Genomic DNA, 23,549 nt, shown 5'->3' on the forward strand with positions numbered 1-23,549 from the left:
GGGAAGCCCGCTGTGATCAGGCGAACTCGTCCGCCCCGCTGGGCAGTGCGGCGACGCACCCCGAGGAGCAGGCGTTCACCAGCAGGGGCAGCACGTCGGTCGCCACACGCAGGGAGATCCACACCTGGTGGAGCCCGGCCTGCACGATCGGGCGGGTACAGACGCCGCAGCTATGGATGACAGTGACGCCCCAACGCCGGGGATGCAGGACTGAAGGGTCGAGGTCCGCAACGAATTCCGGGGATGGCTGCAGGCGCGGGAAGGGCGGGCGCAGCTTGTAGTTACCGATCAGGGATCGCGTGCTGACAGTACTGCGGGTCAGCTTGCGGCACCGGGTGATCTCATACGGGAACCAGTGGAGCCGGTAGGAGGTGTAGGGGGGTGAACTCCTCCAGGCTGGTCATAGCTCCGATCTCGGGCGGGATCCGCACCAGGTTGCTGCCGCAGAGCACGAGGTGCCTGACCTCGGTGAGCTTGGCGATGCTCGGCAGGAGGGTGACGACCTGCCGCCGCTCGCCGGCGCTGAGCTCGGTCAGCGGGCGGAACTCCTCACGCCCGTCGGCGCTCCCAGCAAGACCTGGACCGCCACAACGCCACGCCCCCGCTGCGCGCCTTCCTGGAAAACCTGCCGGCTTTCCTGGAGCAGTCCCCGGAGGGCTACTTCGACACCATGCTCAGCCCATACCCCGAAACCGAACCGAGTCCCGCCTGAGAGACCCGCCACATCGCCCGCCGACTCGCCCGCACCCCTTTCATCGCCGTGTCCCGCTCAAGCGGAGAGGCACAGGATCGCTCCGGCACCAATGTATGTGTCGGTCGCAACGCCCTCCATCTGACCTCGTACAAGGACGAACCTAGGACGGAGTCAGGACGACCGAAGGATCTTTGCCCCTAGCCTCACTCATGAATTCCCTGGTAGTTGTCAAACGATGGGGGAAGCAATGAAGTCGAAGATCAGATCCGCACTCATGGCGCTGGCCCTGGCGGCCGGATCGACCGTCGGCATGGTGGCGGCACCCACGGCACAAGCGGGCACCTGCACGAGGACCGTCGGTGCCGTGATGGAGGTCGTCACCACGGCCAACTACGACCTCGGCACCTTCTACCAGGGCTATGACTTCTGTCAGAAGCGGGCCTACGCGGAGTTCCACTTCAAGGACATGTGGGTCTCACAGGTAGCCTCGGCCAGCAGCCAGGTCTGGATCGTCAGCGCCGCGCCGGGCGATCCCGGGATGCACCACTACAACCCGGCGGGCATCGAGTGGTGGGACGCCGGAAGCCAGGGCATCTACAGCACAAGCAGCGAGGACTACCAGGCCGGCTTCTACCTGGCCTGGAACGGCAACATCTGCCAGGGGTACAGCGACTGGTACTACGGCACCGGGAAACAGCTCGGTTACGGCGTCGGCGGCCCCAGCTGCAAGAAGATCGGCACCGGGGCGACCCCGTAACCATCCCTCTCCGCCTCCACGTCGGCCCCGGACCATTCGCGATTCGACGTGGAGGCAGGGGACTTTCGGGCGCGGCCATGCCCGAGCTCACGGCAGGAACCGCCGATGAATAGATCAACCCCCGGACGCAGCCCCAGCGTTCGACAGTGTTGCCAGACCCACCCCCACAGGGGTGCTGGGCCGCGGGCGCGCTCAGTGGGCCGCTCATAGCGTCGGAACATGACGGATGCCAGGAACGAACAACGAACGGACACCACCAGGCGAACGGCGCTGCGCGGTCTGGGGCTCGCGGTGGGGGCACGGCCCTGGCCGGCGGACTCGGGGCCTCACGAGCGGTGGCACAGCCACGACGCGGGCCCACCACCTACGTGCTGGTGCACGGTACCCACAGCGCCGGCGCCTTCTGGATGCCGATCGCGCGGGAGCTGACGCTGCGCGGTCACCGCGTCGCCATGGCGGACCAGCCACGGCACGGCGCGGAGGCCTTCGTCGCCGAGGCGTATCAGCGCCAGGACCTCAGAGCGATGGCGGTCGAGTCATCCCCACTGAACGGCCTCGGGCTGGACGACTACGAAGCGCGCGTGACGGGCATCGTACGGCGCGCGGCGCGAAACGGCCCGGTGGTGCTGGTCGGACACAGCCTGGGCGGTGTATCGGTCAGCCGTGTCGGCAACGCCGTGGCGCCTGTGGACCAGACCACGTTCAGGGCCCGGTCAGGTTGGCGCTCGCGTCGGTGGTCTTCCGGAGGGGGCCGCCTTCTGCCACCACGGGTTCGGCGTGCGGTTTACCGGTACGCAGGGCATGGTTGACGCGCTCGGTGTCCAAGGCGTTCTCCCAGCGGGCGACGACCAGGGTGGCCACGCTGTTGCAGCGAGGTTGGTCATGGCAAGACGGCTGCCGGGGACGGGTAGAGGGGGCTGCCGTCGAGTTGAAGGAGTAGCCGGTGGGGATGAACAGAGCCTGCCCAAGGCCCCCGCTGACAGACCCCAACGGCCAAGACACCGGGGCGCCGGAGGGACTCCGGGATCGGTCGCGCCGTCTGCCCGGCCTTCCCACGAGAAGGCGCCGACGTCGTCTTCACCCAGCACGCTTCCTGGGCTGCCGGTCCGGCTCTACCGAGATTTGCCAGTGGTCTCGTACCGGAATGCGTAACGCTTGATCCCCCCACACCCCGCCCTGGGGCACGACCCCCCCCCACTGCGGTAGCCGTTCCAGGCAGCCGGTCAGGCGGCAGCGGCCACCTGACCGGCTGCCCGTTCACGCCGCGCGGGTGAGTTCGGCCCGGCCGAACAGCAGGGCGTAGCCGGTGGGGAGTTGATCGAGGATGCGGGTGATGAGGCCGGGGCCGGCGTGGGCAGCGACGGCCGAGAAGACGGAGCCGGTGTCCCAGCGGGTGGTGGCCAGGGAAGCACGGGAACGGACGGCGAGGTCCTTGACGAACGCCCAGCCGGTCAGCGGGCGGGGGGCGGGGATCTGCGCGGTCAGCACCCGGGCGGCCTCCAGGGGCAGGCAGGCCGCCAGATCGACGCGTTCGTCCCCGGTCAGCTGACGCCCGAGTCCCGCGAGGACCAGCCGGACGGCTTCCTCGGCCCGCTCGCGGGTGGGGTAGGCGCCTTCGTAGCGGACCTTTTCCAGGAGTTGCTCGTACGCCGTCGAGTACGGCTGCGGGTGCTCAAGCGGTACGCGCGCGTCGGAGATCACTGCGGTGTATGCCTTTCATGAGCCATGGGGGTGCCGGATGCGACGCCCCCGGTTTTGGTCGGGTGGACCGGCGGTCGGCCGAAGAGGGAAAAGTCCATCGCTGACAGCGGGTTGGAGAAGGATGAGCTCTGCCCAGGCAGGTCCGGTCCTCGCCTGCCGGTCGGCGGCGGTGGACCGCCTGGTGCTGGTGCCCCCGGTCGAGGTCTGCTCGGTGGCGCCCCCGGTCGAGGCGGTGGGCGCACGGGCAAACCGCGCGGGAGGGCCGGGGGCCCCGCAGCGGGGGCACGAGGGCGGCGAAGGCCTCCGCGGGAGGCGTGCCCCGACCTGGGGGCCGTCTCGCTGACGGGGTGCGCGCCGAGCAGGGCGAGCGTGCACTGGGCGGGCCGCGGGTTCGGCCTCCTGCGCAGGGGCGTGCAGGCCGCGTTCCTTCACTTGGTCGAGGAACGCTGCGCGTCGCACAGTCACCGGCCGCACTCCCCCTCTTCGCGTTGGGACTGCCCGCGGGGATGCGGAGGACGGGGTGGAGGGGGAGGCCGATACCCGTCCTCCGCACCGGTCCGGCCGGTGTCAGCCGGAGATCTCCTTGCGGCCGGTCCCGCCGCCGATGGAGATCTTGCGGGGCTTGGCGCGCTCGGCGATCGGGATCCGCAGGGTGAGCACGCCCGCGTCGTAGTCGGCCTGGATGTGCTCGGTGTCCAGGGTGTCGGCGAGCACGATCTGGCGGGAGAAGACGCCCAGTGGCCGCTCGGACAGGTCCATCTGCACGTCGTCGGCCTTCGCCGCCGGCCGCCGCTCGGCCTTGACGGTGAGCATGTTGCGCTCGACGTCGATGTCGATCGCGTCCGCGCTGACGCCGGGGATGTCGAAGGCCACTACGTACGCGTCGTTCTCGCGGTAGGCGTCCATCGGCATCGCGGACGGCTTCGACCAGGTGCCCGGGCCCACCAGATGCTGAGCCAGCCGGTCCAGCTCACGGAAGGGGTCAGTGCGCATCAACATCGTGAAAACACCTCCAGCAGGTTCAGGCAGTGGCTGCCAATGCGCTTCTTCACTCGCACCGTTGTAACATGTCATCTGATGGATGACAAACATGATGTCGTCGACGTGATGACGCTCCCAGGGAGGTGCCCGTGACCGCAGCCGACAAACCTTCCACGGCCAGCAACGACGCCCACAGCCCGGCGTCCTTTCTCGCCGCCGCGGCGGCCCTGGCCGCTATAGACGACGCCCTGCGCGATGCCCAGCTGGAGACCGCCGACGCGGCCGGCCCCGGTCCCGAGCAGGCGCTGGCCTCCCTGATGCTGCTGCGCCAGGTACGCGAGCAACTCGCCGGGTGGGAGACCGGCCTGATCGAAACCGCCCGCGACGCCGGGGCCAGCTGGGCCGACCTCGCCCACCCCCTCGGCGTCGCCAGCCGCCAAGCCGCCGAGCGCCGCTACCTGCGCGGTCGGCCCGGCGCTGTGGGCACCACCGGCGAGCAGCGTGTAACGGCAACCCGCCAGGCCCGGGCCGCCGAACGCGCCACCGCCACCTGGGCCCGCGCCAACGCCGCCGACCTGCGCCGCCTCGCCGCACAGATCACGGCGCTGACCCACCTCGCACCCCAAGCCCGCCCGGCCCAGGCCGCCCTGCACGCGGCACTCGGCGCCACCGACGCCGCCGAGCTGATCGCCCCCCTCACCGCCATGCGCCCCTACCTCGACGCCCACCACACCGACCTCGCCACATCCCTGGACACCCTCGACGAGCAGCTCGCGGCGACAGCAGCTGACGACACCTGAGCACCTGCGTCGGACTCCAGGTCGCTTCAGCGCCCGGCGCGCGAGCCCCTCCGGGCAGACTCAGGGGATTCGACAACACACGGCGACGGCCGTTACAGGAGGTCACCACGAGAGCGGGTGCCCTCCGGCCCGCCGCGAACCACGCCGAGGCGGCATGTGTCCGTCGCGGCCGAGTCCTATCCGTACATGACGTTCCCACAGAAAGAGACCCGCATGGGCAGCAATGCCGAGACGCTGGAATTCCAGGCTGAGACCCGCCAGTTGCTCCGGCTGGTGATTCACTCGATCTACTCGAACAAGGACATCTTCCTGCGCGAGCTGATCTCGAACGCCTCCGACGCACTGGACAAGCTGAGGCTGGAATCACTGACCGACTCCAGCCTCGTCGAGGACACCACCGACCTCCACATCTGGCTGGAGGCCGACAAGGACGCCCGCACACTGACCGTCCGTGACAACGGGATCGGTATGAGCCGGGACGATCTCGTGGAGCTGATCGGCACGATCGCCAAGTCCGGCACCGCCGACCTGCTACAGAAGATCAAGGAGTCCAAGGACACCGCCACCGCCGAGAGCCTGATCGGGCAGTTCGGGGTCGGCTTCTACTCGGCATTCATGGTGGCCGACAAAGTCACCCTGCGCACCCGGCGGGCCGGCACCTCCTCCGGTACGCAGTGGGAGTCCGACGGCGAGGGCGTCTACACCATCCAGGAAGTCGACGGCCTGCCCGTGGGCACCACGGTCACCCTGCACCTCAAGCCCACCGACAGCGAGGACGGGCTCGCCGACTACCTGTCCGAGCCGAAGATCCGTCAGATCGTCAAGCAGTACTCGGACTTCATCCGCTGGCCGATCCGGATGGCCACCGAACACACCAACGCCGACGGCGAGACCACGCGCGACATCGACACGCTCAACTCGATGAAGGCCCTGTGGGCCCGGCCTCGCAGCGAGGTGAGCGAGGACGAATACCACGAGTTCTACCAGCAGATCAGCCACGACTGGCAGGCCCCGGCCGAGACGATCCATATGCGCGCCGAAGGCACCTTCGAGTACGAGGCGCTGCTGTTCATCCCCTCGCAGGCACCCTTCGACCTGTTCTCCCGCGAGACCAAGCCCGGCGTGCAGCTGTACGTCAAGCGGGTGTTCATCATGGACGACTGCGAAGCGCTCATGCCCAACTACCTGCGCTTCGTCAAGGGCGTCGTCGACGCCCACGACCTGTCACTCAACGTCTCCCGCGAGATCCTCCAGCACGACCGCCAGATCCGCGGCGTGCGCCGACGTCTGGTCAAGAAAGTCCTCGGCGCCCTCAAGGACATGCAGGCCAAAGACGCCGAGCGCTACGCGAAGGTGTGGACGCAGTTCGGCCGCGCGCTGAAGGAGGGCCTGATCGAGGACACGGACAACACCGATGCCCTGCTTGAGCTGGTGTCGGCCGCCTCCACCCACGACCCGGAGAAGACCACCACGCTGCGCCAGTACGTGGAGCGCATGAAGGACGGCCAGGAGAGCATCTACTACCTGACCGGCGAGACCCGTGCGATGGTGGAGAACTCCCCGCACATGGAAGCCTTCACCGCCAAGGGATACGAGGTCCTGATCCTCACCGACCCCGTCGACGAGGTGTGGGTGGACCAGGTCCCGGCCTTCGACGGGCACCGTCTGCAGTCAATCGCCAAGGGCCAGGTCGACCTCGACGCATCCGCCGACGGCGACCAGGAAACCGACGCCGACAAGGCCCAGCGCGAGCAGGACTTCGCCGCCCTGCTGACGTGGCTGGCCACCACCCTGTCCGAGCAGGTCAAGCAGGTCCGCCTGTCGTCCCGACTGACCACATCGGCTGCGTGCATCGTCGGCGACGCCCACGACGTGACGCCGACTCTGGAGAAGATGTACCGGGCGATGGGGCAGCAACTGCCCACCGTCAAGCGGATCCTGGAACTCAACCCCACGCACCCGCTGATCACCGCACTGCGCACCGCACACGCCGCCAACGCCGATGACCCCGCACTGGCGGAGATCGCCGAGCTGGTATACGGCAGCGCACTGCTCGCCGAAGGCGGCGACCTGCCCGACCCGGCCCGCTTCACCCGGCTGCTCACCGACCGCCTGACCAGAGCTCTGTGACCACGGGTGGGTGTGGCCCGGCACAACCGAAGTACCCGACCACACCCACCCCGGCCACGCCCCACGCGCGCCGACCGCTCCGGCACCCCCGCCCCGAGCGCCGGGGTGCCCCGGGGCACGGCCCAGGCCGCGTCCGACTCCTGGTGTCCGGTCCGCGTACGGTCGGCCGGGCCTTCCTTGCCACCGGGGATCAGCCGCAAGTGGCGGGTACGGGCAGGGCGGGCCGACCGCGGAGCGCGAATGAGCGGCTGCCCCGTGCCTGGGCGGCCGCACGGCCGTGCCCCGGTTGCGGCCCGCAGGTTTTCGGCGCGCGAGGCCGGTCACCCGCAGGGAGGCTTGTCCCGTACGAGGAAGCTCACGACGGAAGCACGCGACGAGAAGGCGAGATGGATTGCCATGCCGAGTCCCCACGCACGCGTCACCGGCCTGCCCTCCCGTACCTGGATCCGCTGGCGACGGGGCCGTGACCTCCCCCTCTCCACTCCCGTGTCCGGAACCGAGGAGGCCAACCGGCAGTTTCTGCTCTACGGTGTGCTGCCCCTGTGGGTGGTGCCGGGCCTCGCCGACTGGTGGATGCACCGGCGCACCCGGATCGAGGACACCTCGGGCGTGCGCGAGTCGGCCGTGCACGCGCTGATGATGACCGAGGCCGGCCTCCCCGTGACGGTGGGATTGCTCGCGAGGATCAACCCGCTGGTGCTCTCCACCATGGGCGGCGCCGCGCTCGCCCACGGCGCCACCGCTCTGTGGGACGTGAACCTTGCCACCAAGGAGCGCGAGGTCCGCCCGATCGAGCAGCACATCCACAGTTTCCTCGAAGTCCTTCCCCTGACGGCGATGGCGTTCGCCGCGTGCCTGCACCCCGAAGCGGTCCGGGCGACGCTGCGGGGCGGCCCGGGTCCCGACGACTGGAAGCTGCTGCCCAAGGACAGGCCTCTTCCCGCACGCTATCTGGCCGCCTTGGCCGCCACCATCACCCTGGGCGTAGCGCTTCCGTACGCGGAGGAGATGCGTCGTTGCCTGCGGGCCCGGCGCGTGCGGGCGGCGTTGTGAGCCGCGCCCCTCAGTGCCGGACCCGTCCACTGGGACCGCCGCCGTTCTCGCCCTGACCCGGCGCGATGTCGACCAGTGGCGGGTGAGCATCCATGCCGCTCCCCCGCTGCCCGTCGCGGCACCCGTGTGCACGCGCTGTTCAACAACTGCTGCGGGGACTATGGCGGAGCTGCTGGCGCCCTAGCGGCCGCGTGTATGGGCACGGTCGGTGCTCGGCGGCCGTTACCTCTCCTCCCCGGCGGGCACCCGGACGCCGAGAAAGGGGCCCACACACGGCCATCGACGACCTGAGCGGCAGGAGCAGCACGTCATGCGCGCACTTACTTGGCAGGGCAAGCGGGACGTCCGGGTGGAAACCGTTCCCGATCCGCGGATCGAGCAGCCGGACGACATCGTCGTACGGGTCACCTCGACCGGGATCTGCGGCTCCGACCTGCATCTGTACGAGCTCTTCGGGCCGTATCTGGACCCCGGCGACATCCTCGGCCACGAGGCGATGGGTGTCGTCGAGGAGGTCGGGCCGGACGTGTCGGAGCTCTCCCCGGGAGACCGGGTGGTCATCCCGTTCAACATCTCGTGCCGTGACTGTTTCATGTGCAACCAGGGGCTCCACTCCCAGTGCGAGACCACTCAGGTGCGCGACCGCGGCATGGGGGCCTCGCTCTTCGGCTACACGAAGCTGTACGGACAGGTCCCGGGCGGACAGGCGGAGCTCCTGCGCGTCCCGTTCGGCAACAAACTCCCCATCAAGGTGCCCGACGGTCCGCCCGACGACCGCTTCGTCTACCTTTCCGACGTGCTGCCCACGGCGTGGCAGGCAGTCGCGTACGCGGACGTTCCCGAGGGCGGCACAGTCGCCGTTCTGGGCCTCGGGCCCATCGGCGACATGGCCACCCGCATCGCCCAGCATCAGGGTGCCCGTACCGTCATCGGCGTCGACCTCGTCCCCGAGCGCCTCTCGCGCGCCCACGCGCACGGTGTGACCTGCCTCGACGTGCGCCGGGGAAGCGAGGAGGTCGCGGAGGCCGTCCGGGAGCTCACCGAGGGGCGCGGCGCGGACGCCGTCATCGACGCCGTCGGCATGGAGGCGCACGGCGCCCCGTTCGCCAAGGCCGCACAGTGGATGACCGGTCTGCTGCCCGACGCGGTGGCCCAGCCGCTGATGGAGCGCGCGGGGATCGACCGCCTCTCGGCCCTGTACGCCGGCATCGAACTCGTCCGCCGGGGCGGCACGTTGTCCCTGTCGGGGGTGTACGGCGGGGCGGCCAGTCCGATGCCGTTGCTGACCATGTTCGACAAGCAGATCCAGCTGCGTATGGGGCAGGCCAACGTATGGCGCTGGGTGAAGGACATCCTCCCCCTGCTGACGGACGAGGACCCGCTCGGCGTCGACTCGTTCAAGACGCACGCCATGTCCCTGGAGCAGGCCCCGAAGGCGTACGCGATGTTCCAGGCGAAGGAGGACGGCATGGTGAAGACGCTGCTCAAGCCCTGACCCTGCGCCTACCCAGTGCTAGGTGGCGCTCGTGGGCGGCCCCGGCGTCATCTGGTTGTAGCGGCGTGCGGCGCGGTCGTTGAGGGCACTGCCCAGCTTGCGGATCTTCTCCGGCCAGCCTCCGCGAGGGACGTCGTTGAGCGCGTGCCCCTGTCGGATGCGCCCTCCGCCGCCCGCCGTCCCGTCGGCGTCGGGCAGGAACCGGTTCGCCACTCCCGACAGGCGTGTCACGACGGTGGGGGCCACACCATGGGCCAGTCCGGCGGCGTGCGCCGCCGGAGTCAGGACGACCCGGGTGCGGCGGCGCTCCAGCGCCCGTACGACCTTCTCCGCCGCCCGCTCGGCGTCCATGGAGACGACGGGAGCGCCCGCGAGGCCGGAGAACCAGGCGAACTCACGCGAGGACTGGCCCCCGAACTCGGCCTGGAGGTGGGAACCGGTGCGCATCAGACCGGGGTGGACCGTGGTCACGGAGACGCCCGTTCCGTCCAGTTCACTGCGCAGGCCCTCGCCGAGCACGCCCACGGCCGCCTTGGCGCAGGAGTACGGGAGCAGATGCGGGACGGCGAGCAGGGCGCCCACCGAGCCGATGAGCGCCAGCCGGCCACCGGCGGAGCTCTCGCGCAGGTGGGGCAGCGCGGCCATGGAGACATGGACTGCGCCGTCGAAGATGGTCGACATGGCGTCCTGGAACGCGTCGGCGTCGAGTGCGTCGACCGGGGCCACCTGGATGACGCCAGCGTTGGCGACGACCAGGTCGAGCCCGTTCTGGTCGGTGGCGACCCGCCGTACGGCCTTCGCGACCGCCGCCTCCTCCCGTACGTCGCACACCTGGGTCGACGCCGGGACCCCGGTGTGTCGCTCGATCCACTGGGCCGCGCGTTCGAGTTCCGCCGCGTCCCTGGCGGCGATCGTGACCTGGCAGCCGCGAACGGCCAGCCGGGCCGCGATCAGCAGCCCCAGTCCCCGCGAGCCACCGGTGACCAGCGCGGACTGCCCGCCCAGGTCCTTCTCGGTTCCGAATCCCACCATGGGTCACACCTCCAGTCGCACACCCGCCGGGTACCCCCTCGCGTCCGTCGAAGACGGGAAGAAGGCTGGTACGAATCGAAGGACCGGGGAACTGGTCTGTTCATGGAACCAGCACAGACGCCTACCGAAGCCACGTCCACGACCCCGCTGCGCGCGGTGGCGCTGGTGTGCTCGCTGCGCCCCTCCCCCGCATCCTCCAGCTCCCAGCTCCTGGCCGAGCAGACCATGGAAGCGCTCAAGGAGCACGGGGTCACCGGCAAGGTGATCCGCGTGGCGGACCACGATGTCAAACCGGGCGTGGAGACCGACATGGGCGACGGGGACGCGTGGCCCGGCATCCGCGAGACCATCCTCGCGTCCGACATCCTGATCCTGTCCACCCCCATCTGGCTGGGCCACCCGTGCAGTCTCGCCCAGCGCGTCCTGGAGCGCCTCGACGCGGAGATCGGCGAGACCGACGACGAGGGCCGGATGCTCACGTACGGCAAGGTCGCGGGGGTGTGTGTGGTCGGCAACGAGGACGGCGCCCACAACGTGAGCGCCGACCTGTTCCAGGGCCTGAACGACGTGGGTTTCAGCCTGGCGCCCAACGCGGTGACGTACTGGGTGGGCGAGGCCATGCACGGCACCGACTACCAGGACCTCGACAAGACTCCCGAGAAGACCGCCGCCACGACGGCGACCCTGGCCGCCAACACCGCCCATCTCGCCCGCCGCCTCAAGGCCGCGCCCTACCCGGCGAGCTGACCTCGGCGCGCAGGCTCACGCGGCCTCTCCGGGCGCGGCGCACATCGTCTCGTCGCGCAGGTTCTCGCAGCACTGCCGGAGCAGCCGGCAGACGTGCATCTGGGAGATGCCGAGCTCGCGGCCGATGTGCTTCCGCTCCTCGGGAACGCGGGGTTCACCTTCTGGTGGAACGGGGCGCGGGCCGGAAAACCCGCGCTCACGTCCCGCGCCGGCCGTTCCGCGGGGGCGTATGTCCGCTGGGGCGGGAGTCATGCGCTCAAAAGGTAGGAAATCGTGGCCTTCTTCCCCGGGTGTGAGCATGACCTGTGGGTACCTGACGGACACCGTTGGAAGGCAACGCCGAAAGGGAGCCGTCATGTCCACCGATGCCATCGTGCTTCTCAAGGACGACCACAAGGAGATCCGCAAGCTGTTCCGGGCCTTCCAGGCCGCGGGTGCGGATGCGAAGGCCACCAAGCACAACCTCGTCGACAAGATCGTGGAAGCCCTGACCGTCCACACCTACATCGAGAACCAGGTCATGTACCCCAAGGTCCGCGTGCTCGTCCCGGACCTGGAGTCCGACATCCTGGAGTCCTTCGAGGAGCACCACGTGGCCGACCTGCTCTGCGCCGAGCTGGACCTCATGGGCCCTGACGACGAACGCTTCGACGCAAAGACGACCGTTCTGATCGAGTCGGTGAGCCACCACATGGACGAGGAGGAGAGCGACTGGTTCCCCAAGGTGCGCTCGGCTCTGGGCCGCAAGGAACTCCAGGAGATCGGCGCACGCATGATCGAGGTCCGCGCGAACGCCCCCCGGCGCCCGGCGCAGCCCGGGGCGCTCAAGAAGGCCGCCACCGCACTCTTCGGATAAGCGGTCCGTTCCGGACGGCGGCCTGCGCAGTGAGCCGTCAATGAGCCCCTACGCCACCGGGCCCGCCGAGGAGGCCGCATCGCCACTCGGCGGGCCTCCGTCGCGGTCCGTCGCGGCCGGGCAGCCTGTAGACGTGGAAGGCCCCGCCGATCACCGGCTGCGCCACGTTGCGCACCCGCACTCCCCCGCTGGTGCGGCCGTGTTCCGTACCGGAGTGGGCGTGACCGTGTACGGCGAGGTCGGCGCCCGCCGTGTCGATGGCCTCGGCGAGCAGATAGCTGCCGAGGAACGGATAGATCTCCAGGGGCTCGCCGGCCAGGGTGTCGGGAACGGGCGAGAAGTGCGTCAGGGCGATCCGTACGTCGCACTCCCGCTGCCCCAGGTCCTCCAAGGCCACTCGCAGGGTATCGGCGCGGTGGCGTGAGTAGCGTACGAACTCCCTCATGACGGGTTCGCCGAACTCGCCCGCGCAGCGACCCACGAAGCCTCCGCCGAAGCCCTTGGTACCGGCCACGCCGATCCGGTGGCCGCCGTGGGTGACGACGGTGGCCTCGCCCTCCAGGACATGGGCTCCGGCGTCCTTGAGGATCTCCGTGACCAGCTCCGGGTTGTCGTTGTGGTGGTCGTGGTTGCCCAGCACGGCGACCACCGGAACGGCCAGGTCCTTGATCTCCCGCGCCACGACCCGCGCCTCCTCCGCCGTCCCGTGCCGGGTGAGGTCGCCGGCCAGCAGCAGGACGTCCGCGCACTCCGGCAGTGTCTCGAAGGCGGGTCGGAGCGTGCCCTCGTTGTCCGGGCCCATGTGGATGTCGCCGACGGCCGCGATCCGGGTCATGGCAGGTCCTCCGCATGGGCAGGCGCCGCTGTCTCCGCGACGACGAGGTCACAGTGCACGGGCAGGTCCGCGAGCGCTTCGCGGGCGGTACGGATGATGTCGTCGCGGCACTCGGCCGACGGCACGGTTCCGGTCAGCAGGACCGCCCCACCACGGGCCTCGGCCCGTACACCCAGCTCGCCCCACTCACCGGCGGCGAGCCGGTCGGCGAGGTGGGCGACGCGGTATTCCAGGCTCTCCGGCTGGTCTTTCATGGCTGCTCCCGCGGGGGTGCGGAGGGCTGCTCGGGTTCGATGACGTGCAGCCTTTCCAGGAGGAAGAGGAACGCGGCCGGCATCGGCTCGTCCGCGCACCGGCGCCGCACATCGCTCCAGTCCACCTTCTCGCGCAGCGCGCGGGCCACCGGAAGCACGGCCCCGAAGTCGCAGTGGTGCTCGGAGAAGGCGCTGTTCAGGCTGACCAGGACATCAGTCGCCGAGAGCACCGGCATGTGCACGGAGTCGACGGGCAGCTCCTCCGCACGCGCCAGCAGGTCCACGGTGACCGGGCGGTGGGCCAGCTCGAAGATGAGGTCGACGTTCTGGTCGAAGCAGGTGGTCTTCAGCAGCCAGTCCTCCGGCGGGTGGTGGACGTCGAGCCCGGCCTCGCGCAGTGACGCGGCCACGGCTTCGGCGTCCTCGGGAAGCACGCAGAAGTCGGCGTCGTGCTGGAGCGTTCCGTTGCCGCCGTGGGCGTAGACCGCCACGCTCCCGGCCAGCGCGAACTTGTGCCCGGCCCGTTTCAGGATGGCGCCCACCTGCTTGGCGGCCTCCAGGATCGCCTGGCTGTGGTCGCGCGGCAGCTCCCGCTCCTTGCCCGCGGGGGGCCGGGTGGACTCCTGAGTGGCGAGGGGCAGCTCGGGCGTGGCGTCGTCACGGGGGCCCGGCGTGTCCTGTCCGTTCATCCTCATGGCCACTTCCTTCGCACTGCGGTGGACGCCGGGTGTCCGTGTCGCCGTTCGGGCCGCGCTCCCCGAACCGGGTCGGTGAACCGCGAACGCCTCCCCGGTACCCTCCCTCGTCGCCATGACACCCCGCCCTCCGGGCAGTGGCCAGGCCTCCCGCCTGGTGCGTCGCGGGCACGTCAGTCCTCGGCGACGACCCGTACGGTCTCCAGCTGTGTGTCCGCCGCGTCGGGGAGGTTCATCCCGGCCTCGACGCCGCTGCGCAGGTAGCGCAGCACCGGCTCGGTCAGTTCCTCACCCGGCAGAACCACCGGAATGCCCGGCGGGTACGGCGTGACCATCTCCGCCGCGACACGCCCCGCCGCCTCCTTCCAGGACACGTCCTCCGTGGTGCTGAAGTAGGCGTCCCTGGGCAGCCAGGACTGCTTCATCCGCAGGTTCTCGGGGTCGGGAACGGCGACCTCCGGCGCGGGCCGCAGAGCGTCGGCGTGCTCGACGAGGCCCCTCAGCGCGGTCAGCAGGCGCCCGGTGGTGGCGGCGTCGTCGGCGTGGGTGAGCTGCGCGCTGATCCGCCGGTGGTCGAAGAGGTGAAAATCGATGTGGTGCTGGGCGCGCGTCCAGTCGGCGGCGCGATAGCCCGTGGTGCCGAGCCGCGCGATGTCGATGACGACGGGCAGCGGATCGAACTCGGCCGCGAGACCCGGGCCGCAGAAGTCGTCCTCGTCGTTGACGTGCAGGCCGTCGATCGCCTCGATGTCCGCGCGGACCTCGGCCGCGAGGTCCAGCGCCCGGCTCATCAGGCGGTGGCCGTGCAGGGCCATCTGGCGGCGCCATCCGTCGATGCCCGCGTACAGCAGCACCGAGGGGCTGGTGGTGCCCAGGAGGTCGGCGCGGGAGGCGAGCGCGGCCGGGTCGATCAGGTTGCCCTGGAGGTGGAAGACGGAGCCCTGTTCCAGTCCGCTGCCCATCTTGTGGATGCTGGTGACGCACACGTCGGCCCCGGCATCCATCGCCCACGACGGCAGGGCCGGGTGGAACGGCAGGTGCGCGCCCCATGCCTCGTCCACGATCAGCGGGCACGACCGCCGGTGGCACACCTCGGCGATGTCCCGCAGCGCGGCAGCCGAGCCGTACGGGGTGGGGCTGGTCACCAGGGCACCCCGGGCGTCCGGGTGCTCGGCGAAGGCCCGCTCGAAGGCGTCGGCCGAGGGCGGGTGCGCGAGGTGGCGCTCCCGGTCCCACTGCGGCTCGATCCACACCGGCTCGATACCGGACAGGATCAGCCCCGCGATCACTGACTTGTGCGCGTCACGGCCCACCAGGAGCTTCTGGCCGTGCGCGGCGACGGTGAGCATGGCCGCCTTGACCGACAGCGAGCTGCCGCAGGTGGAGAAGAAGGTGTGCTCCGCGTGGACCGCGTCCGCCATCAGCTCCTCGGCCCGTTCCAGCACCCGGCCCTTGGTGCGCCGGTCGTCCAGGCCTCCGCTGGCCAGCACGTCGCCGTGGAAGACCGCGTCTCCCAGCACCGCCCGCACAGCGGGATCGGCGCCCCGCGCCTGTTTGTGGCCGGGCGGGGTGAACCCGAGCTCGTCCGCCTCGCGATACCGGGCGAGGGCTTCCAACACGGGGGCCTCATGGTGATCGAGATGCATGACGGCCGGGTGCCCCATCAGCCGCTTCCGATAACCCCGTCCACCCGTGCGTGGGCGTGCTCTGCGCCGTTCGGCCGTCATCGTCCGCGGCCCTTCGCCGAGCCGATTGCGAGGTGACTTTCAGGATCAGATGGCGAACACACCGTAATCGAACCAGCCAAGGAGTCGTCATACCTCGCGGATCCAGCCCCAAGCGGGAACGCCAGTACGAGCACATCAAGGAAGGTGCCGAGCAGCGCGGCGAGAGCACCAAGCGGGCGAAGGAGATCGCCGCCAGGACCGTCAACAAGGAGCGCGCCCGCTCCGGCGAGTCCAAGACCGCCAGCAAGAGCTCCACGCAGGACATGTCGTCCTCCAAGCGCGGTGGCCAGCGCTCGCACAGCGGCTCCGAGGGACCGACGTACGACCAGCTCTACGCCGAGGCCCAGCGCCGCAACATCCACGGCCGCTCCGACATGAACAAGGCCCAGCTCAAGCGCGCACTGGGCGGCAGCTGACCGAAGGCGGTCCGGGCCGCGGCGGGGCGCGTGTGCGTCCCGCCGGCCGTACCGGGCGAGTGCCCAAGGTGTCGTCGGCCTGTCGAAGGGCACCCGGTGCGCATGAAAGAGACGCGGACAACCGGCGGATCGTATTGGATCGAAACCGCTCCCGGCACTGCGTATCCACCTCTGGACACGGACACCGAAGCCGATGCGGTCGTTCTCGGAGCGGGCATCGCCGGTCTGAGCACCGCATGGGAACTCGCCCGTGCCGACCGCAGCGTGGTCGTCCTCGAAGCCGGACGGATCGCCCGGGGCGTCAGCGGCCACACCACCGCCAAACTCACCGCACTGCACACCTTCGCCTACGACCGGCTGCTGCGCACTCGCGGCACGGAGGCCGCCCACCTGTACGCGCGCTCACAGACGGACGCCGTCGAACACGCCGCCCATATCGTGAACGAGCTGGGCATCGACTGCGACTGGGAACGCGTCCCGGCCTACACCTACCTGCGCGATGCGAGCCGCACAGGGGAGCTTCGAGCGGAGGCGGAGGCGGCCCGGTCGGCGGGCCTTCCCGCCGAATTCGTCCCGGAGACAGGACTGCCCTACGCCGTGGCGGGCGCCGTACGGCTGGCGGACCAGGCCCAGTTCCACCCGCGCAAATACCTCCTGGCCCTCGCCGACGACCTGCGCGCCCACGGCGGTCGGATCTACGAGCACACCACTGCCGTGGGCCTGGACGAGGGCGAGCCCTGCCGGGTGACCACCGAGACCGGGGCGACGGTGACCGCCCACGACGTCGTCGTGGCCACCCACTACCCCATCTTCGACCGGGCGATGCTGTTCACCCGCCTGGCCACGCACCGCGAACTCGCCGTCGCCGCGCCGATCCCCGCCGACCGCGACCCCCAGGGCATGTACATCACCCCGGAACTCAACACCCGCTCGGTACGGACCGCACCCTACGAGGACGGCCGACGGCTGCTGATCGTCACCGGCGAGAGCTTCAACCCCGGCGCGGAGGACACCCCCGCGCGCTTCGACCTGCTCACCGACTGGGCACAACAGCACTTCCCCGGCATCACCATCACCCACCGCTGGGCCGCCCAAGACACCGACCCCACCGACCAGGTCCCCCTGGTCGGCCATCTCCACGCACGAGCCTCCCACGCCTACGTCGCCACCGGGTTCGGCGGCTGGGGCATGAGCGGCGGCATCATGGCCGGCCGCCTCCTCACCGCGCTCATCACCGACGACCGACTGCCGTGGAGCGACCTCTACGACCCCACCCGCATCCTCAGCACGGTGCGCCAGGCTCCGGCGTTCCTGCACCACCAGGCGAACGTCGCACGCCACTTCGTGGGCGACCGGTTGCGCCCGCCGCAGGCCAAGGACGTCGCCGACATCGAGCCGGGCAGCGGGGCCGTGGTCCGCATCGACGGCGAGCGCTGCGCCGTCTACCGCGACGAGCGGGGCGAAGCGCACGCCCTCTCGGCACGCTGCACCCACCTGGGCTGCCTGGTCGCCTTCAACAGCGCGGAGCACACCTGGGAGTGCCCCTGCCACGGCTCCCGCTTCGACACCGACGGGAAGGTCGTCCAAGGCCCCGCGACCCGTCCCTTGGGCCGCCGGAAGGTGTGACCGAGATCAGGCGCCGCCGGAAGGTGTGACCGGGATCAGGCCATGCGTCAGCCCCAGGGGACGTCCGGTCGTCCCCTGGGGCTGACGCGTGGGTTCAATGGTTCAGTGTCGCAACGCAGGGCGGTTCCAGTGCCGGTGGGCGGCGACCGCCTCGGTGAAGCGGCCGGTGAACTCCTCGCCCTCGTCCGGGGTCGGCGCCGAGGGAGCCGTGACGACGCCCTGCCCGCTGTCGGCGGTGACGCCCAGGCGCTCCAGCAGGGCCACCGCCGAGCCCAGGGCGCCGATGGGCTTGCCGTGGCGGTAGGCGTCACGGACGAAGCGCACCGCGGCCTCCTGGGTGAGCAGCGGTGAGTCTCCGGGCGGACAGTCCGGCAGCAGGACCGCGTCGTAGAGCACAGAGGCGACCGTCGGCAGGGACCGGTCGACGACATAGCCGCTGCCGTCCCGGCCGGTGATCTTGCCGTCGTGCGGGGCGATGGCCTCCACGGTCGCACCGCGCGAGGACAGTGCCTCGCGGAGCGGCGCGAGGTGTTCCGTGTCGAGGCCGTCGGCCACCAGGAGGGCGATCCGGCGGGTGCGGATGGAGCCGTCGCCGCGCTGCGACTCCTGGCTGAGCGCGGGCGAACTCCCCTTGTGGCGCTCGGCACCCTGGCGCGGCACGGGGACGCCGATGCCTTCGGCGACCGCCCTGGCCAGCGTCCCGTCCACCGACGCCAGCACATCGACGGTACGCGCCCGTACGCCCATCGCCTCGACCTTGCCCAGCTCGAAGCGGAAGGCGTCGACGATGTGCTGCTTCTCCCAGTCGGCCATGCTGTTCCAGAACAGGGCCGCCTGGCTGTAGTGGTCCTGGAAGCTCGCGCTGCGGCGGCGGATGGTTTCGCCGTCCACGCGTTCCACGTGGTGCCGGTAGGCGTCCGCCGCGGCCCCCGCGATGGCGGGGCAGCCCCCGCCGAGGGAGTTGGGGGTGTAGCTGGTGGCGCCGGAGTGGACGGCGCTCTGGTGCGGGCCGTCGCGGTGGTTGGTACGGACCGCTGCGACGGGCTGGTTCACCGGCAGCTGGGCGAAGTTGGGGCCGCCCAGGCGCAGCAGTTGGGTGTCCAGGTAGGAGAAGTTCCGGGCCTGGAGCAGCGGGTCGTTGGTGAAGTCGATACCGGGCACCACGTTGGCGGTGTGGAAGGCGACCTGTTCGGTCTCGGCGAAGAAGTTCTCGGGGTTGCGGTCCAGAACCATACGGCCGATGGGCCGCACGGGCACCTGCTCCTCGGGGATGAGTTTGGTGGCGTCGAGCAGATCGAAGTCGAAGGCGAACTCGTCGTCCTGCGGCACGAGTTGGACGCCGAGCTCCCACTCGGGGAAATCCCCCGCCTCGATGGCCTGCCAGAGATCTCGGCGGTGGAAGTCCGGATCGCGCCCCTGGCACTCCTGGGCCTCGTCCCACACCAGCGACTGGACACCGAGCTTCGGCGTCCAGTGGAACTTCACGAAGGTCCCGTTCCCCTCCGCGTCGACGAAGCGGAAGGTGTGCACCCCGAACCCCTGCATCATCCGGAAGCTGCGCGGAATCGCCCGGTCCGACATCAGCCACATGATGGCGTGCAGCGTCTCCGGCTGGAGGGACACGAAGTCCCACAGGGTGTCGTGGGCCGAGGCCCCGGTGGGGATCTCGTTGTGCGGCTCGGGTTTCAGCGCGTGCACGAAGTCAGGAAACTTGATGCCGTCCTGGATGAAGAAGACGGGAACGTTGTTGCCCACGAGGTCGTAATTGCCCTGCGAGGTATAGAACTTGGTGGCGAAGCCGCGTATGTCCCGTACGGTGTCGGCGGAGCCGCGCGGGCCCTGCACCGTCGAGAACCGCACGAACACGGGCGTCTTGACGTCGGGGTCCTGCAGGAACGCGGCCCGCGTGAAGGCTGCACAGGACTCGTACGGCTGGAAGTACCCGTACGCACCCGCGCCGCGCGCGTGCACCACGCGCTCCGGGATCCGCTCGTGGTCGAAGTGGGTCAGCTTCTCCCGGAAGTGGAAGTCCTCCAGCAAGGTGGGCCCGCGTTCGCCGACCCGCAGGGAGTCGTCGGTGTGGTCCACCGTGACTGCCTGGTCGGTGGTCAGCGGGCCCGACGCGGGATCGTGTGCCCGGAAGGCGTCTCGCTGCGTCTGCTTGGCGTCGGTCACCGTACGGTCCTCCCCTTCTTGTCGAACTCCCTGGTCAGCGCCTCGCAGAAGGCGGGCAGATCGTCCGGTTTACGGCTGGTGATCAGGATGTTCGGCCCGTGGTCGCAGATCTTCACCTGCTCGTCGACCCAGTCACCGCCGGCGTTGCGGATGTCCGTCCGCAGGCTCGGCCAGGACGTCAGGACCCGCCCGCGCACCACATCCGCCTCCACCAGCGTCCAGGGCGCGTGGCAGATCGCCGCCACCGGCTTGCCCGTGTCGAAGAAGGCTTTGGTGAACGCCACGGCCTTCTCGTCGAGCCGCAGGAAGTCGGGGTTGGCCACCCCGCCGGGCAGGACGAGTCCGTCGAACTCCGCCACATCCGCCTCGCCGACGATCTCGTCGACCGGGAACGTGTCCCCCTTGTCGAGGTGGTGGAAGGCCTGGATCTCCCCCTTCTCGGTGGAGACCAGCACGGGCACGCCGCCGGTGGCACGTACCGCCTGCCACGGTTCGGTCAGCTCTTTCTGCTCCACGCCCTCGGGCGCGGTGAGGAATGCGATCCGCATGGGTGCTCGGTCCTTTCCGTGTGTGCGCGGCTCCTTGCTCCGATGTCTCAGCTCGACAGGACTTCGAGGAGGTCGCCGACCTGCGGTGAGGGCAGCGACCGCGCCACGTCCGCCAGGGCGACCATGCCGACCAGGGTGTGGCCGTCGATGACGGGCAGCCGCCGGACGCGGTGGGACTTCATCGTCGTGAAGATCTCGTCCACGTCGTCGTCCGCGCCGATGGTGACGGCCTCGCCCTGGGCAAGCTCGCCGGCGGTGGTCTCGGCGGGGTCCTTGCCCGCACCCAGCACCTTGACGACGATGTCACGGTCAGTGATCACGCCCTTCAGCCGGTTGTCACTGCCGCAGATGGGCAGCGATCCCACGCCGAGCTCGGTGAGCTTGACGGCGGCCTCCAGGACGGACTCCTGGGCCGCGGCGCACTCGGCGCCGGGCGTCATGATGTCGCGTGCGGTGGTCATGTGCCTTCTCCTTGCTTCTCTACGTGTGCCTGTACGGTCTGCTTGTACTTCTGCATGCCCGTACGTCTGTGCGCCGTACGGGGGTGATGGCCGCCGGGTACCCCGTAGCACCAGGCGGACACACCGGCCGGGCCAGATCGGCGATCACCGCCGAAAGCGACGCCCGGCCCCAGCCTCACTCCTGCGGCCGGCCGCCCCCGCGAGAGCGATCGTCCGTCGACGCATCCTGCTGGGCCCCGGACGGACGGGTGCCGGAGTTCCCGAAGCCGGGAAGTCTGTGCGGGGTCGACCGCGGCACGTCACGCGGCACCTCATCCGGCTCGCGCCGCTCGATGATCTCGCCCACCGGCCCCGACTCGGGCAGCCGTGGCTGCTCCTCCGGCCGCGGCACCCGGGCCCGCCTGCGTTGCCCGCGCCACACCAGGGCGATGAGCAGCGCGACGAGAACCACGCCGACGACGAAGGGGGCCGCGCCGACCGCCAAGTCCCTGCCCGCGGCCAGTTCTATGCTGCACAAGGTCATGACTGCCGGGTACCCGACAGCTCCGCCCGAAACGGACGGAGGGCTTCGATCCAGTCACCTACGGCCCGCACCACCGCCGACCCCAGAAGGGTGAATCCGGTTCACACCGTCCGCGCGGGGTACGTCCTGCGCGAGAGGACCGGAGCGGACTGGCAGCAGAAGGCCTTCGCCGTGGGCGGGCTGCCGGCGGTGCGCGATCTGATCACCAGCCAGAGCCTGCTGGCCTGACGCTCTCCCCCACCCAGTCCTCGGGCAGGAGCGGCGCCGGGACGAGTGCGGCGAAGGCGATCTGTGCCATGACCTGGAACGCCAGTGGCTCTGGCGCGCTGGAGGCGATGAGCGGCCGGGCGAACACGCTCAGCGGCATCGCCAGCAGGAACCGGAAGCGGACCACATCCATGCGGCGATGCGCTGATACCGCCGTCATCGCGACGAGCAGGGTCGGGACACCGACGATCAGGAGCAGGCCCGCCCCTACCCTCGTGGCCTCCAGGAACGACATGTCCCAGTGGGCCGTTTCACGACACCCTCAGGGAATCCGGCCGCTCAGCAGCACTGCATGGTGCACATCGCCCGATCGAAGCGGCGCTCGGCCAGGTCCTGGGGCCGTATAAGCCAGTAGAGGGCGCCGCAGTCGCCCCACATCATGTCGGCGTCGTCGTCCGTGTCGAACTGCGCCAGCAGGACCCAGCGCTCGGCCTCCTCGGCCACGCGGGGATCGTCCCAGCGCACGTCCTTGCCGAGGACGCCGTGGGCGACCTCGAACTCGACCGGGTTCTGCACCGGATCGGCGTGACCGCCCACCCGGTGGCCGGGGCCTGCGGAGTGGTCGTAGAGCGCGTCGGTGAAGGCGCTGGGCCATCCCTCGCCCCGGGGGTCCACGCCCACGGTCCGCTCCACGACCGGATGCCAGATGTCGGGTGCGGTGGGCTCCAGACGGGCCGTCAACGGCACTTCGGGATAGGCCTCAAGACCCGCGGGAGTGGGGCGCTCCGTCACCTTCGCACCGGCGGGCGCGTAGATCACCCGCGCCCCCGCCCACGTCTCCGGCTCGTCCGGGGCCACGAACGCCTCGCCGTCGTCGATCTGGCCGTCGAAGTAGAAGAACGACAGCGTGCCGTCGGCGGGCAGCGGTATGTCCAGGACGTGGACCGGCAGGGCCGCGCAGTCGACGCGGGCCACGAACGCGAGGGGCCCCTGCCCCTCCCACACCGGCCACTCCTCGCCCTCGGGCAGCTCCGGTGCCCCGCCGAGCCGCCCGGCCAGCGGCTCACCCGGCTCGGCCTTCGCCAGACCGGCGCCGGGGCGCAGCAGGGTGAGCCACCGTGCGGCCATGTCGGCGGGCAGGTGCGTACGGGCAAGGTCGTGCAAAGACGTCTGGGAAGTCATGCCCTTGATGATGCATCCCACCACTGACAACGGCCGCCGCGCGCGATGGTGGGGCGCTTTCCGGAGGGTGTCAGCTCTGTGCCGCCTGGCGGGAGACCGGCTGCGGGCCCAGGCGCTCGGCGGTGGCGACGAACGTCGGCACGCGCGGTCTCCTGGCCGTGCTCCGCACCGGGGGCCCACTCGATGATCGGCGCGTCGTGGAGCGGGACAAGGTGACGCCGGGAGGCGTATATGCCAAGTGGCGTGCTCATTCATGGGACTGACGACCTGGTGGTCGGCGACCTGCGGAACGATCTCGTGGATGGACCCGGCATGCGCACCGCGCCAGATCGGACGGCCCAGCGGGGTGCGGCCGGGCAGCATGACTTCCATCCAGTAGTCGGGCACCTTCGGGCCCGGGGTCGAAAAAAGACTCCGTCCTTGAGGTCCTCCATGGACACCGACTCCCGCCCGGCCCAGGGGGAGCTGTCGGCGAAGGGTCTCACGCACGGGGAGATCTCGGCTCATCTCGCCGAGGTGTCTGGCGCCGAGGCCTCCAAGAGGACGATCTCCACGATCCCCGACGCGGTGGTGGAGGGTATGTCCGCCTAGCAGAACCACCCCCCTGGACCGCCCTCCCCCATAGCAATCGGTTCCACCGAAGGCCACCTCGCA

Annotated in this window: 25 protein-coding genes and 1 pseudogene; 12 read left to right on the forward strand and 14 right to left on the reverse strand. The window is 70.2% G+C overall.

Translation table 11 applies throughout. From position 1 onward, the window contains the following. Positions 1 to 16: 16 nt before the first annotated feature. Positions 17 to 145 (reverse strand): hypothetical protein, encoded by a 129-nt coding sequence (locus BX283_RS41290; RefSeq protein ID WP_257581710.1) that lies wholly within the window; start codon positions 143 to 145, stop codon positions 17 to 19. Between the two features lie 796 nt (positions 146 to 941). Between BX283_RS41290 and BX283_RS01610 the strand changes: the two genes are divergently transcribed. Both BX283_RS01610 and BX283_RS01615 read left to right on the forward strand, forming a co-directional pair. Further along, complete coding sequence (locus tag BX283_RS01610; RefSeq protein WP_101385886.1) at positions 942 to 1,451, forward strand: hypothetical protein; 510 nt, start codon at positions 942 to 944, stop codon at positions 1,449 to 1,451. Between the two features lie 368 nt (positions 1,452 to 1,819). Further along, the gene (locus tag BX283_RS01615; RefSeq protein ID WP_257581713.1) at positions 1,820 to 2,260 is read left to right on the forward strand and encodes an alpha/beta hydrolase; all 441 of its coding nucleotides are present in this window, start codon (positions 1,820 to 1,822) and stop codon (positions 2,258 to 2,260) included. A gap of 448 nt (positions 2,261 to 2,708) precedes the next feature. Here the strand turns inward: BX283_RS01615 and BX283_RS01630 are convergent, their stop codons facing one another. Further along, on the reverse strand, positions 2,709 to 3,152 hold the full coding sequence (locus tag BX283_RS01630; protein ID WP_101385888.1) for a DUF2267 domain-containing protein: 444 nt from the start codon (positions 3,150 to 3,152) through the stop codon (positions 2,709 to 2,711). Between the two features lie 567 nt (positions 3,153 to 3,719). Next, entirely contained in the window at positions 3,720 to 4,151 is a 432-nt protein-coding gene (locus BX283_RS01640) for an Hsp20/alpha crystallin family protein (RefSeq protein WP_101385889.1), read from the reverse strand. A 131-nt stretch (positions 4,152 to 4,282) separates the two neighbouring features. Between BX283_RS01640 and BX283_RS01645 the strand changes: the two genes are divergently transcribed. The 4 genes from BX283_RS01645 to BX283_RS01660 all read left to right on the forward strand — a co-directional run bounded on the left by BX283_RS01645 (position 4,283) and on the right by BX283_RS01660 (position 9,611). Then, entirely contained in the window at positions 4,283 to 4,933 is a 651-nt protein-coding gene (locus BX283_RS01645; RefSeq protein ID WP_101385890.1) for a type III effector protein, read from the forward strand. Positions 4,934 to 5,146: 213 nt separating this feature from the next. After that, entirely contained in the window at positions 5,147 to 7,063 is a 1,917-nt protein-coding gene (gene htpG / locus BX283_RS01650) for a molecular chaperone HtpG (protein ID WP_101385891.1), read from the forward strand. 396 nt (positions 7,064 to 7,459) lie between these two features. Continuing rightward, the gene (locus BX283_RS01655) at positions 7,460 to 8,116 is read left to right on the forward strand and encodes a diguanylate cyclase (RefSeq protein ID WP_257581717.1); all 657 of its coding nucleotides are present in this window, start codon (positions 7,460 to 7,462) and stop codon (positions 8,114 to 8,116) included. A gap of 310 nt (positions 8,117 to 8,426) precedes the next feature. Beyond that, positions 8,427 to 9,611 carry an alcohol dehydrogenase catalytic domain-containing protein gene (locus BX283_RS01660; protein ID WP_101385892.1) on the forward strand — a complete coding sequence of 395 codons (1,185 nt, stop codon included), beginning with the start codon at positions 8,427 to 8,429 and terminating at the stop codon, positions 9,609 to 9,611. An 18-nt stretch (positions 9,612 to 9,629) separates the two neighbouring features. On the opposite strand, the gene BX283_RS01665 is transcribed toward BX283_RS01660, so the two are convergent. After that, a complete protein-coding gene (locus tag BX283_RS01665) occupies positions 9,630 to 10,643 on the reverse strand; it encodes an SDR family oxidoreductase (protein WP_101385893.1) in 1,014 nt (337 codons plus the stop codon). Between the two features lie 102 nt (positions 10,644 to 10,745). Between BX283_RS01665 and BX283_RS01670 the strand changes: the two genes are divergently transcribed. Together BX283_RS01670 and BX283_RS01675 are read left to right on the forward strand one after the other, a co-directional pair. Next, on the forward strand, positions 10,746 to 11,390 hold the full coding sequence (locus BX283_RS01670) for a flavodoxin family protein (protein ID WP_101385894.1): 645 nt from the start codon (positions 10,746 to 10,748) through the stop codon (positions 11,388 to 11,390). Between the two features lie 355 nt (positions 11,391 to 11,745). Beyond that, positions 11,746 to 12,246, forward strand: coding sequence for a hemerythrin domain-containing protein (locus tag BX283_RS01675; protein ID WP_101385895.1), 501 nt, complete (start codon positions 11,746 to 11,748; stop codon positions 12,244 to 12,246). A 37-nt stretch (positions 12,247 to 12,283) separates the two neighbouring features. Here BX283_RS01675 and BX283_RS01680 read toward each other — a convergent pair whose 3' ends face one another. From BX283_RS01680 to BX283_RS01695, 4 genes are all read right to left on the reverse strand, one after another. Next, a complete protein-coding gene (locus BX283_RS01680) occupies positions 12,284 to 13,081 on the reverse strand; it encodes a metallophosphoesterase (RefSeq protein WP_101385896.1) in 798 nt (265 codons plus the stop codon). Then, the gene (locus BX283_RS01685; protein ID WP_101385897.1) at positions 13,078 to 13,335 is read right to left on the reverse strand and encodes a BON domain-containing protein; all 258 of its coding nucleotides are present in this window, start codon (positions 13,333 to 13,335) and stop codon (positions 13,078 to 13,080) included. The genes BX283_RS01680 and BX283_RS01685 overlap by 4 nt, the downstream gene beginning before the upstream one ends. Next, a complete protein-coding gene (locus BX283_RS01690) occupies positions 13,332 to 14,030 on the reverse strand; it encodes a nucleotidyltransferase family protein (protein WP_101385898.1) in 699 nt (232 codons plus the stop codon). Before BX283_RS01690 ends, BX283_RS01685 begins: the two co-directional genes overlap by 4 nt. Before the next feature lie 173 nt (positions 14,031 to 14,203). Then, positions 14,204 to 15,676, reverse strand: coding sequence for an aminotransferase class I/II-fold pyridoxal phosphate-dependent enzyme (locus tag BX283_RS01695; RefSeq protein ID WP_101392078.1), 1,473 nt, complete (start codon positions 15,674 to 15,676; stop codon positions 14,204 to 14,206). Between the two features lie 170 nt (positions 15,677 to 15,846). Here BX283_RS01695 and BX283_RS01700 point away from each other — a divergent pair, with 170 nt between their 5' ends. Both BX283_RS01700 and BX283_RS01705 read left to right on the forward strand, forming a co-directional pair. Continuing rightward, positions 15,847 to 16,173, forward strand: coding sequence for a plasmid stabilization protein (locus tag BX283_RS01700; RefSeq protein ID WP_101392079.1), 327 nt, complete (start codon positions 15,847 to 15,849; stop codon positions 16,171 to 16,173). 102 nt (positions 16,174 to 16,275) lie between these two features. Continuing rightward, a complete protein-coding gene (locus BX283_RS01705; protein ID WP_101385899.1) occupies positions 16,276 to 17,799 on the forward strand; it encodes an FAD-dependent oxidoreductase in 1,524 nt (507 codons plus the stop codon). A 102-nt stretch (positions 17,800 to 17,901) separates the two neighbouring features. Here the strand turns inward: BX283_RS01705 and BX283_RS01710 are convergent, their stop codons facing one another. The 4 genes from BX283_RS01710 to BX283_RS01725 all read right to left on the reverse strand — a co-directional run bounded on the left by BX283_RS01710 (position 17,902) and on the right by BX283_RS01725 (position 21,506). Next, complete coding sequence (locus BX283_RS01710) at positions 17,902 to 19,974, reverse strand: catalase (RefSeq protein ID WP_101385900.1); 2,073 nt, start codon at positions 19,972 to 19,974, stop codon at positions 17,902 to 17,904. Then, entirely contained in the window at positions 19,971 to 20,522 is a 552-nt protein-coding gene (locus BX283_RS01715; protein WP_101385901.1) for a type 1 glutamine amidotransferase domain-containing protein, read from the reverse strand. The genes BX283_RS01710 and BX283_RS01715 overlap by 4 nt, the downstream gene beginning before the upstream one ends. A gap of 47 nt (positions 20,523 to 20,569) precedes the next feature. Continuing rightward, a complete protein-coding gene (locus tag BX283_RS01720; protein ID WP_101385902.1) occupies positions 20,570 to 20,983 on the reverse strand; it encodes a CBS domain-containing protein in 414 nt (137 codons plus the stop codon). A 175-nt stretch (positions 20,984 to 21,158) separates the two neighbouring features. Continuing rightward, positions 21,159 to 21,506, reverse strand: coding sequence for a DUF6479 family protein (locus BX283_RS01725; RefSeq protein ID WP_101385903.1), 348 nt, complete (start codon positions 21,504 to 21,506; stop codon positions 21,159 to 21,161). Positions 21,507 to 21,596: 90 nt separating this feature from the next. Here BX283_RS01725 and BX283_RS40380 point away from each other — a divergent pair, with 90 nt between their 5' ends. Continuing rightward, positions 21,597 to 21,734 carry a hypothetical protein gene (locus tag BX283_RS40380; protein ID WP_180357008.1) on the forward strand — a complete coding sequence of 46 codons (138 nt, stop codon included), beginning with the start codon at positions 21,597 to 21,599 and terminating at the stop codon, positions 21,732 to 21,734. Here the strand turns inward: BX283_RS40380 and BX283_RS01730 are convergent. Both BX283_RS01730 and BX283_RS01735 read right to left on the reverse strand, forming a co-directional pair. Then, positions 21,709 to 22,008 carry a hypothetical protein gene (locus BX283_RS01730; protein WP_101385904.1) on the reverse strand — a complete coding sequence of 100 codons (300 nt, stop codon included), beginning with the start codon at positions 22,006 to 22,008 and terminating at the stop codon, positions 21,709 to 21,711. The genes BX283_RS40380 and BX283_RS01730 overlap by 26 nt on opposite strands. A 44-nt stretch (positions 22,009 to 22,052) precedes the next feature. Further along, on the reverse strand, positions 22,053 to 22,895 hold the full coding sequence (locus BX283_RS01735) for a YwqG family protein (RefSeq protein ID WP_101392080.1): 843 nt from the start codon (positions 22,893 to 22,895) through the stop codon (positions 22,053 to 22,055). A gap of 465 nt (positions 22,896 to 23,360) precedes the next feature. Here BX283_RS01735 and BX283_RS40385 point away from each other — a divergent pair. Beyond that, positions 23,361 to 23,483 (forward strand): annotated as a pseudogene (locus BX283_RS40385) (transposase); the annotation flags it as partial. Positions 23,484 to 23,549 lie beyond the last annotated feature (66 nt).

It is taken from the genome of Streptomyces sp. TLI_146, from assembly GCF_002846415.1.
Classification (GTDB): Bacteria; Actinomycetota; Actinomycetes; order Streptomycetales; family Streptomycetaceae; genus Streptomyces.

Excerpts from the sequence above, each read along its gene's own strand:
- BX283_RS01655 (WP_257581717.1), top strand. The coding sequence starts at position 7,460 with ATGCCGAGTCCCCACGCACGCGTCACCGGCCTGCCCTCCCGTACCTGG.
- BX283_RS01725 (WP_101385903.1), bottom strand. The coding sequence starts at position 21,506 with ATGACCTTGTGCAGCATAGAACTGGCCGCGGGCAGGGACTTGGCGGTC.
- BX283_RS01660 (WP_101385892.1), top strand. The coding sequence starts at position 8,427 with ATGCGCGCACTTACTTGGCAGGGCAAGCGGGACGTCCGGGTGGAAACC.
- BX283_RS01680 (WP_101385896.1), bottom strand. The coding sequence starts at position 13,081 with ATGACCCGGATCGCGGCCGTCGGCGACATCCACATGGGCCCGGACAAC.
- BX283_RS01685 (WP_101385897.1), bottom strand. The coding sequence starts at position 13,335 with ATGAAAGACCAGCCGGAGAGCCTGGAATACCGCGTCGCCCACCTCGCC.
- BX283_RS01640 (WP_101385889.1), bottom strand. The coding sequence starts at position 4,151 with ATGTTGATGCGCACTGACCCCTTCCGTGAGCTGGACCGGCTGGCTCAG.
- BX283_RS01665 (WP_101385893.1), bottom strand. The coding sequence starts at position 10,643 with ATGGTGGGATTCGGAACCGAGAAGGACCTGGGCGGGCAGTCCGCGCTG.
- BX283_RS01735 (WP_101392080.1), bottom strand. The coding sequence starts at position 22,895 with ATGACTTCCCAGACGTCTTTGCACGACCTTGCCCGTACGCACCTGCCC.
- htpG (WP_101385891.1), top strand. The coding sequence starts at position 5,147 with ATGGGCAGCAATGCCGAGACGCTGGAATTCCAGGCTGAGACCCGCCAG.
- BX283_RS01705 (WP_101385899.1), top strand. The coding sequence starts at position 16,276 with ATGAAAGAGACGCGGACAACCGGCGGATCGTATTGGATCGAAACCGCT.
- BX283_RS01670 (WP_101385894.1), top strand. The coding sequence starts at position 10,746 with ATGGAACCAGCACAGACGCCTACCGAAGCCACGTCCACGACCCCGCTG.
- BX283_RS01610 (WP_101385886.1), top strand. The coding sequence starts at position 942 with ATGAAGTCGAAGATCAGATCCGCACTCATGGCGCTGGCCCTGGCGGCC.
- BX283_RS01695 (WP_101392078.1), bottom strand. The coding sequence starts at position 15,676 with ATGCATCTCGATCACCATGAGGCCCCCGTGTTGGAAGCCCTCGCCCGG.
- BX283_RS01675 (WP_101385895.1), top strand. The coding sequence starts at position 11,746 with ATGTCCACCGATGCCATCGTGCTTCTCAAGGACGACCACAAGGAGATC.
- BX283_RS01715 (WP_101385901.1), bottom strand. The coding sequence starts at position 20,522 with ATGCGGATCGCATTCCTCACCGCGCCCGAGGGCGTGGAGCAGAAAGAG.
- BX283_RS01720 (WP_101385902.1), bottom strand. The coding sequence starts at position 20,983 with ATGACCACCGCACGCGACATCATGACGCCCGGCGCCGAGTGCGCCGCG.
- BX283_RS01690 (WP_101385898.1), bottom strand. The coding sequence starts at position 14,030 with ATGAGGATGAACGGACAGGACACGCCGGGCCCCCGTGACGACGCCACG.
- BX283_RS01730 (WP_101385904.1), bottom strand. The coding sequence starts at position 22,008 with ATGTCGTTCCTGGAGGCCACGAGGGTAGGGGCGGGCCTGCTCCTGATC.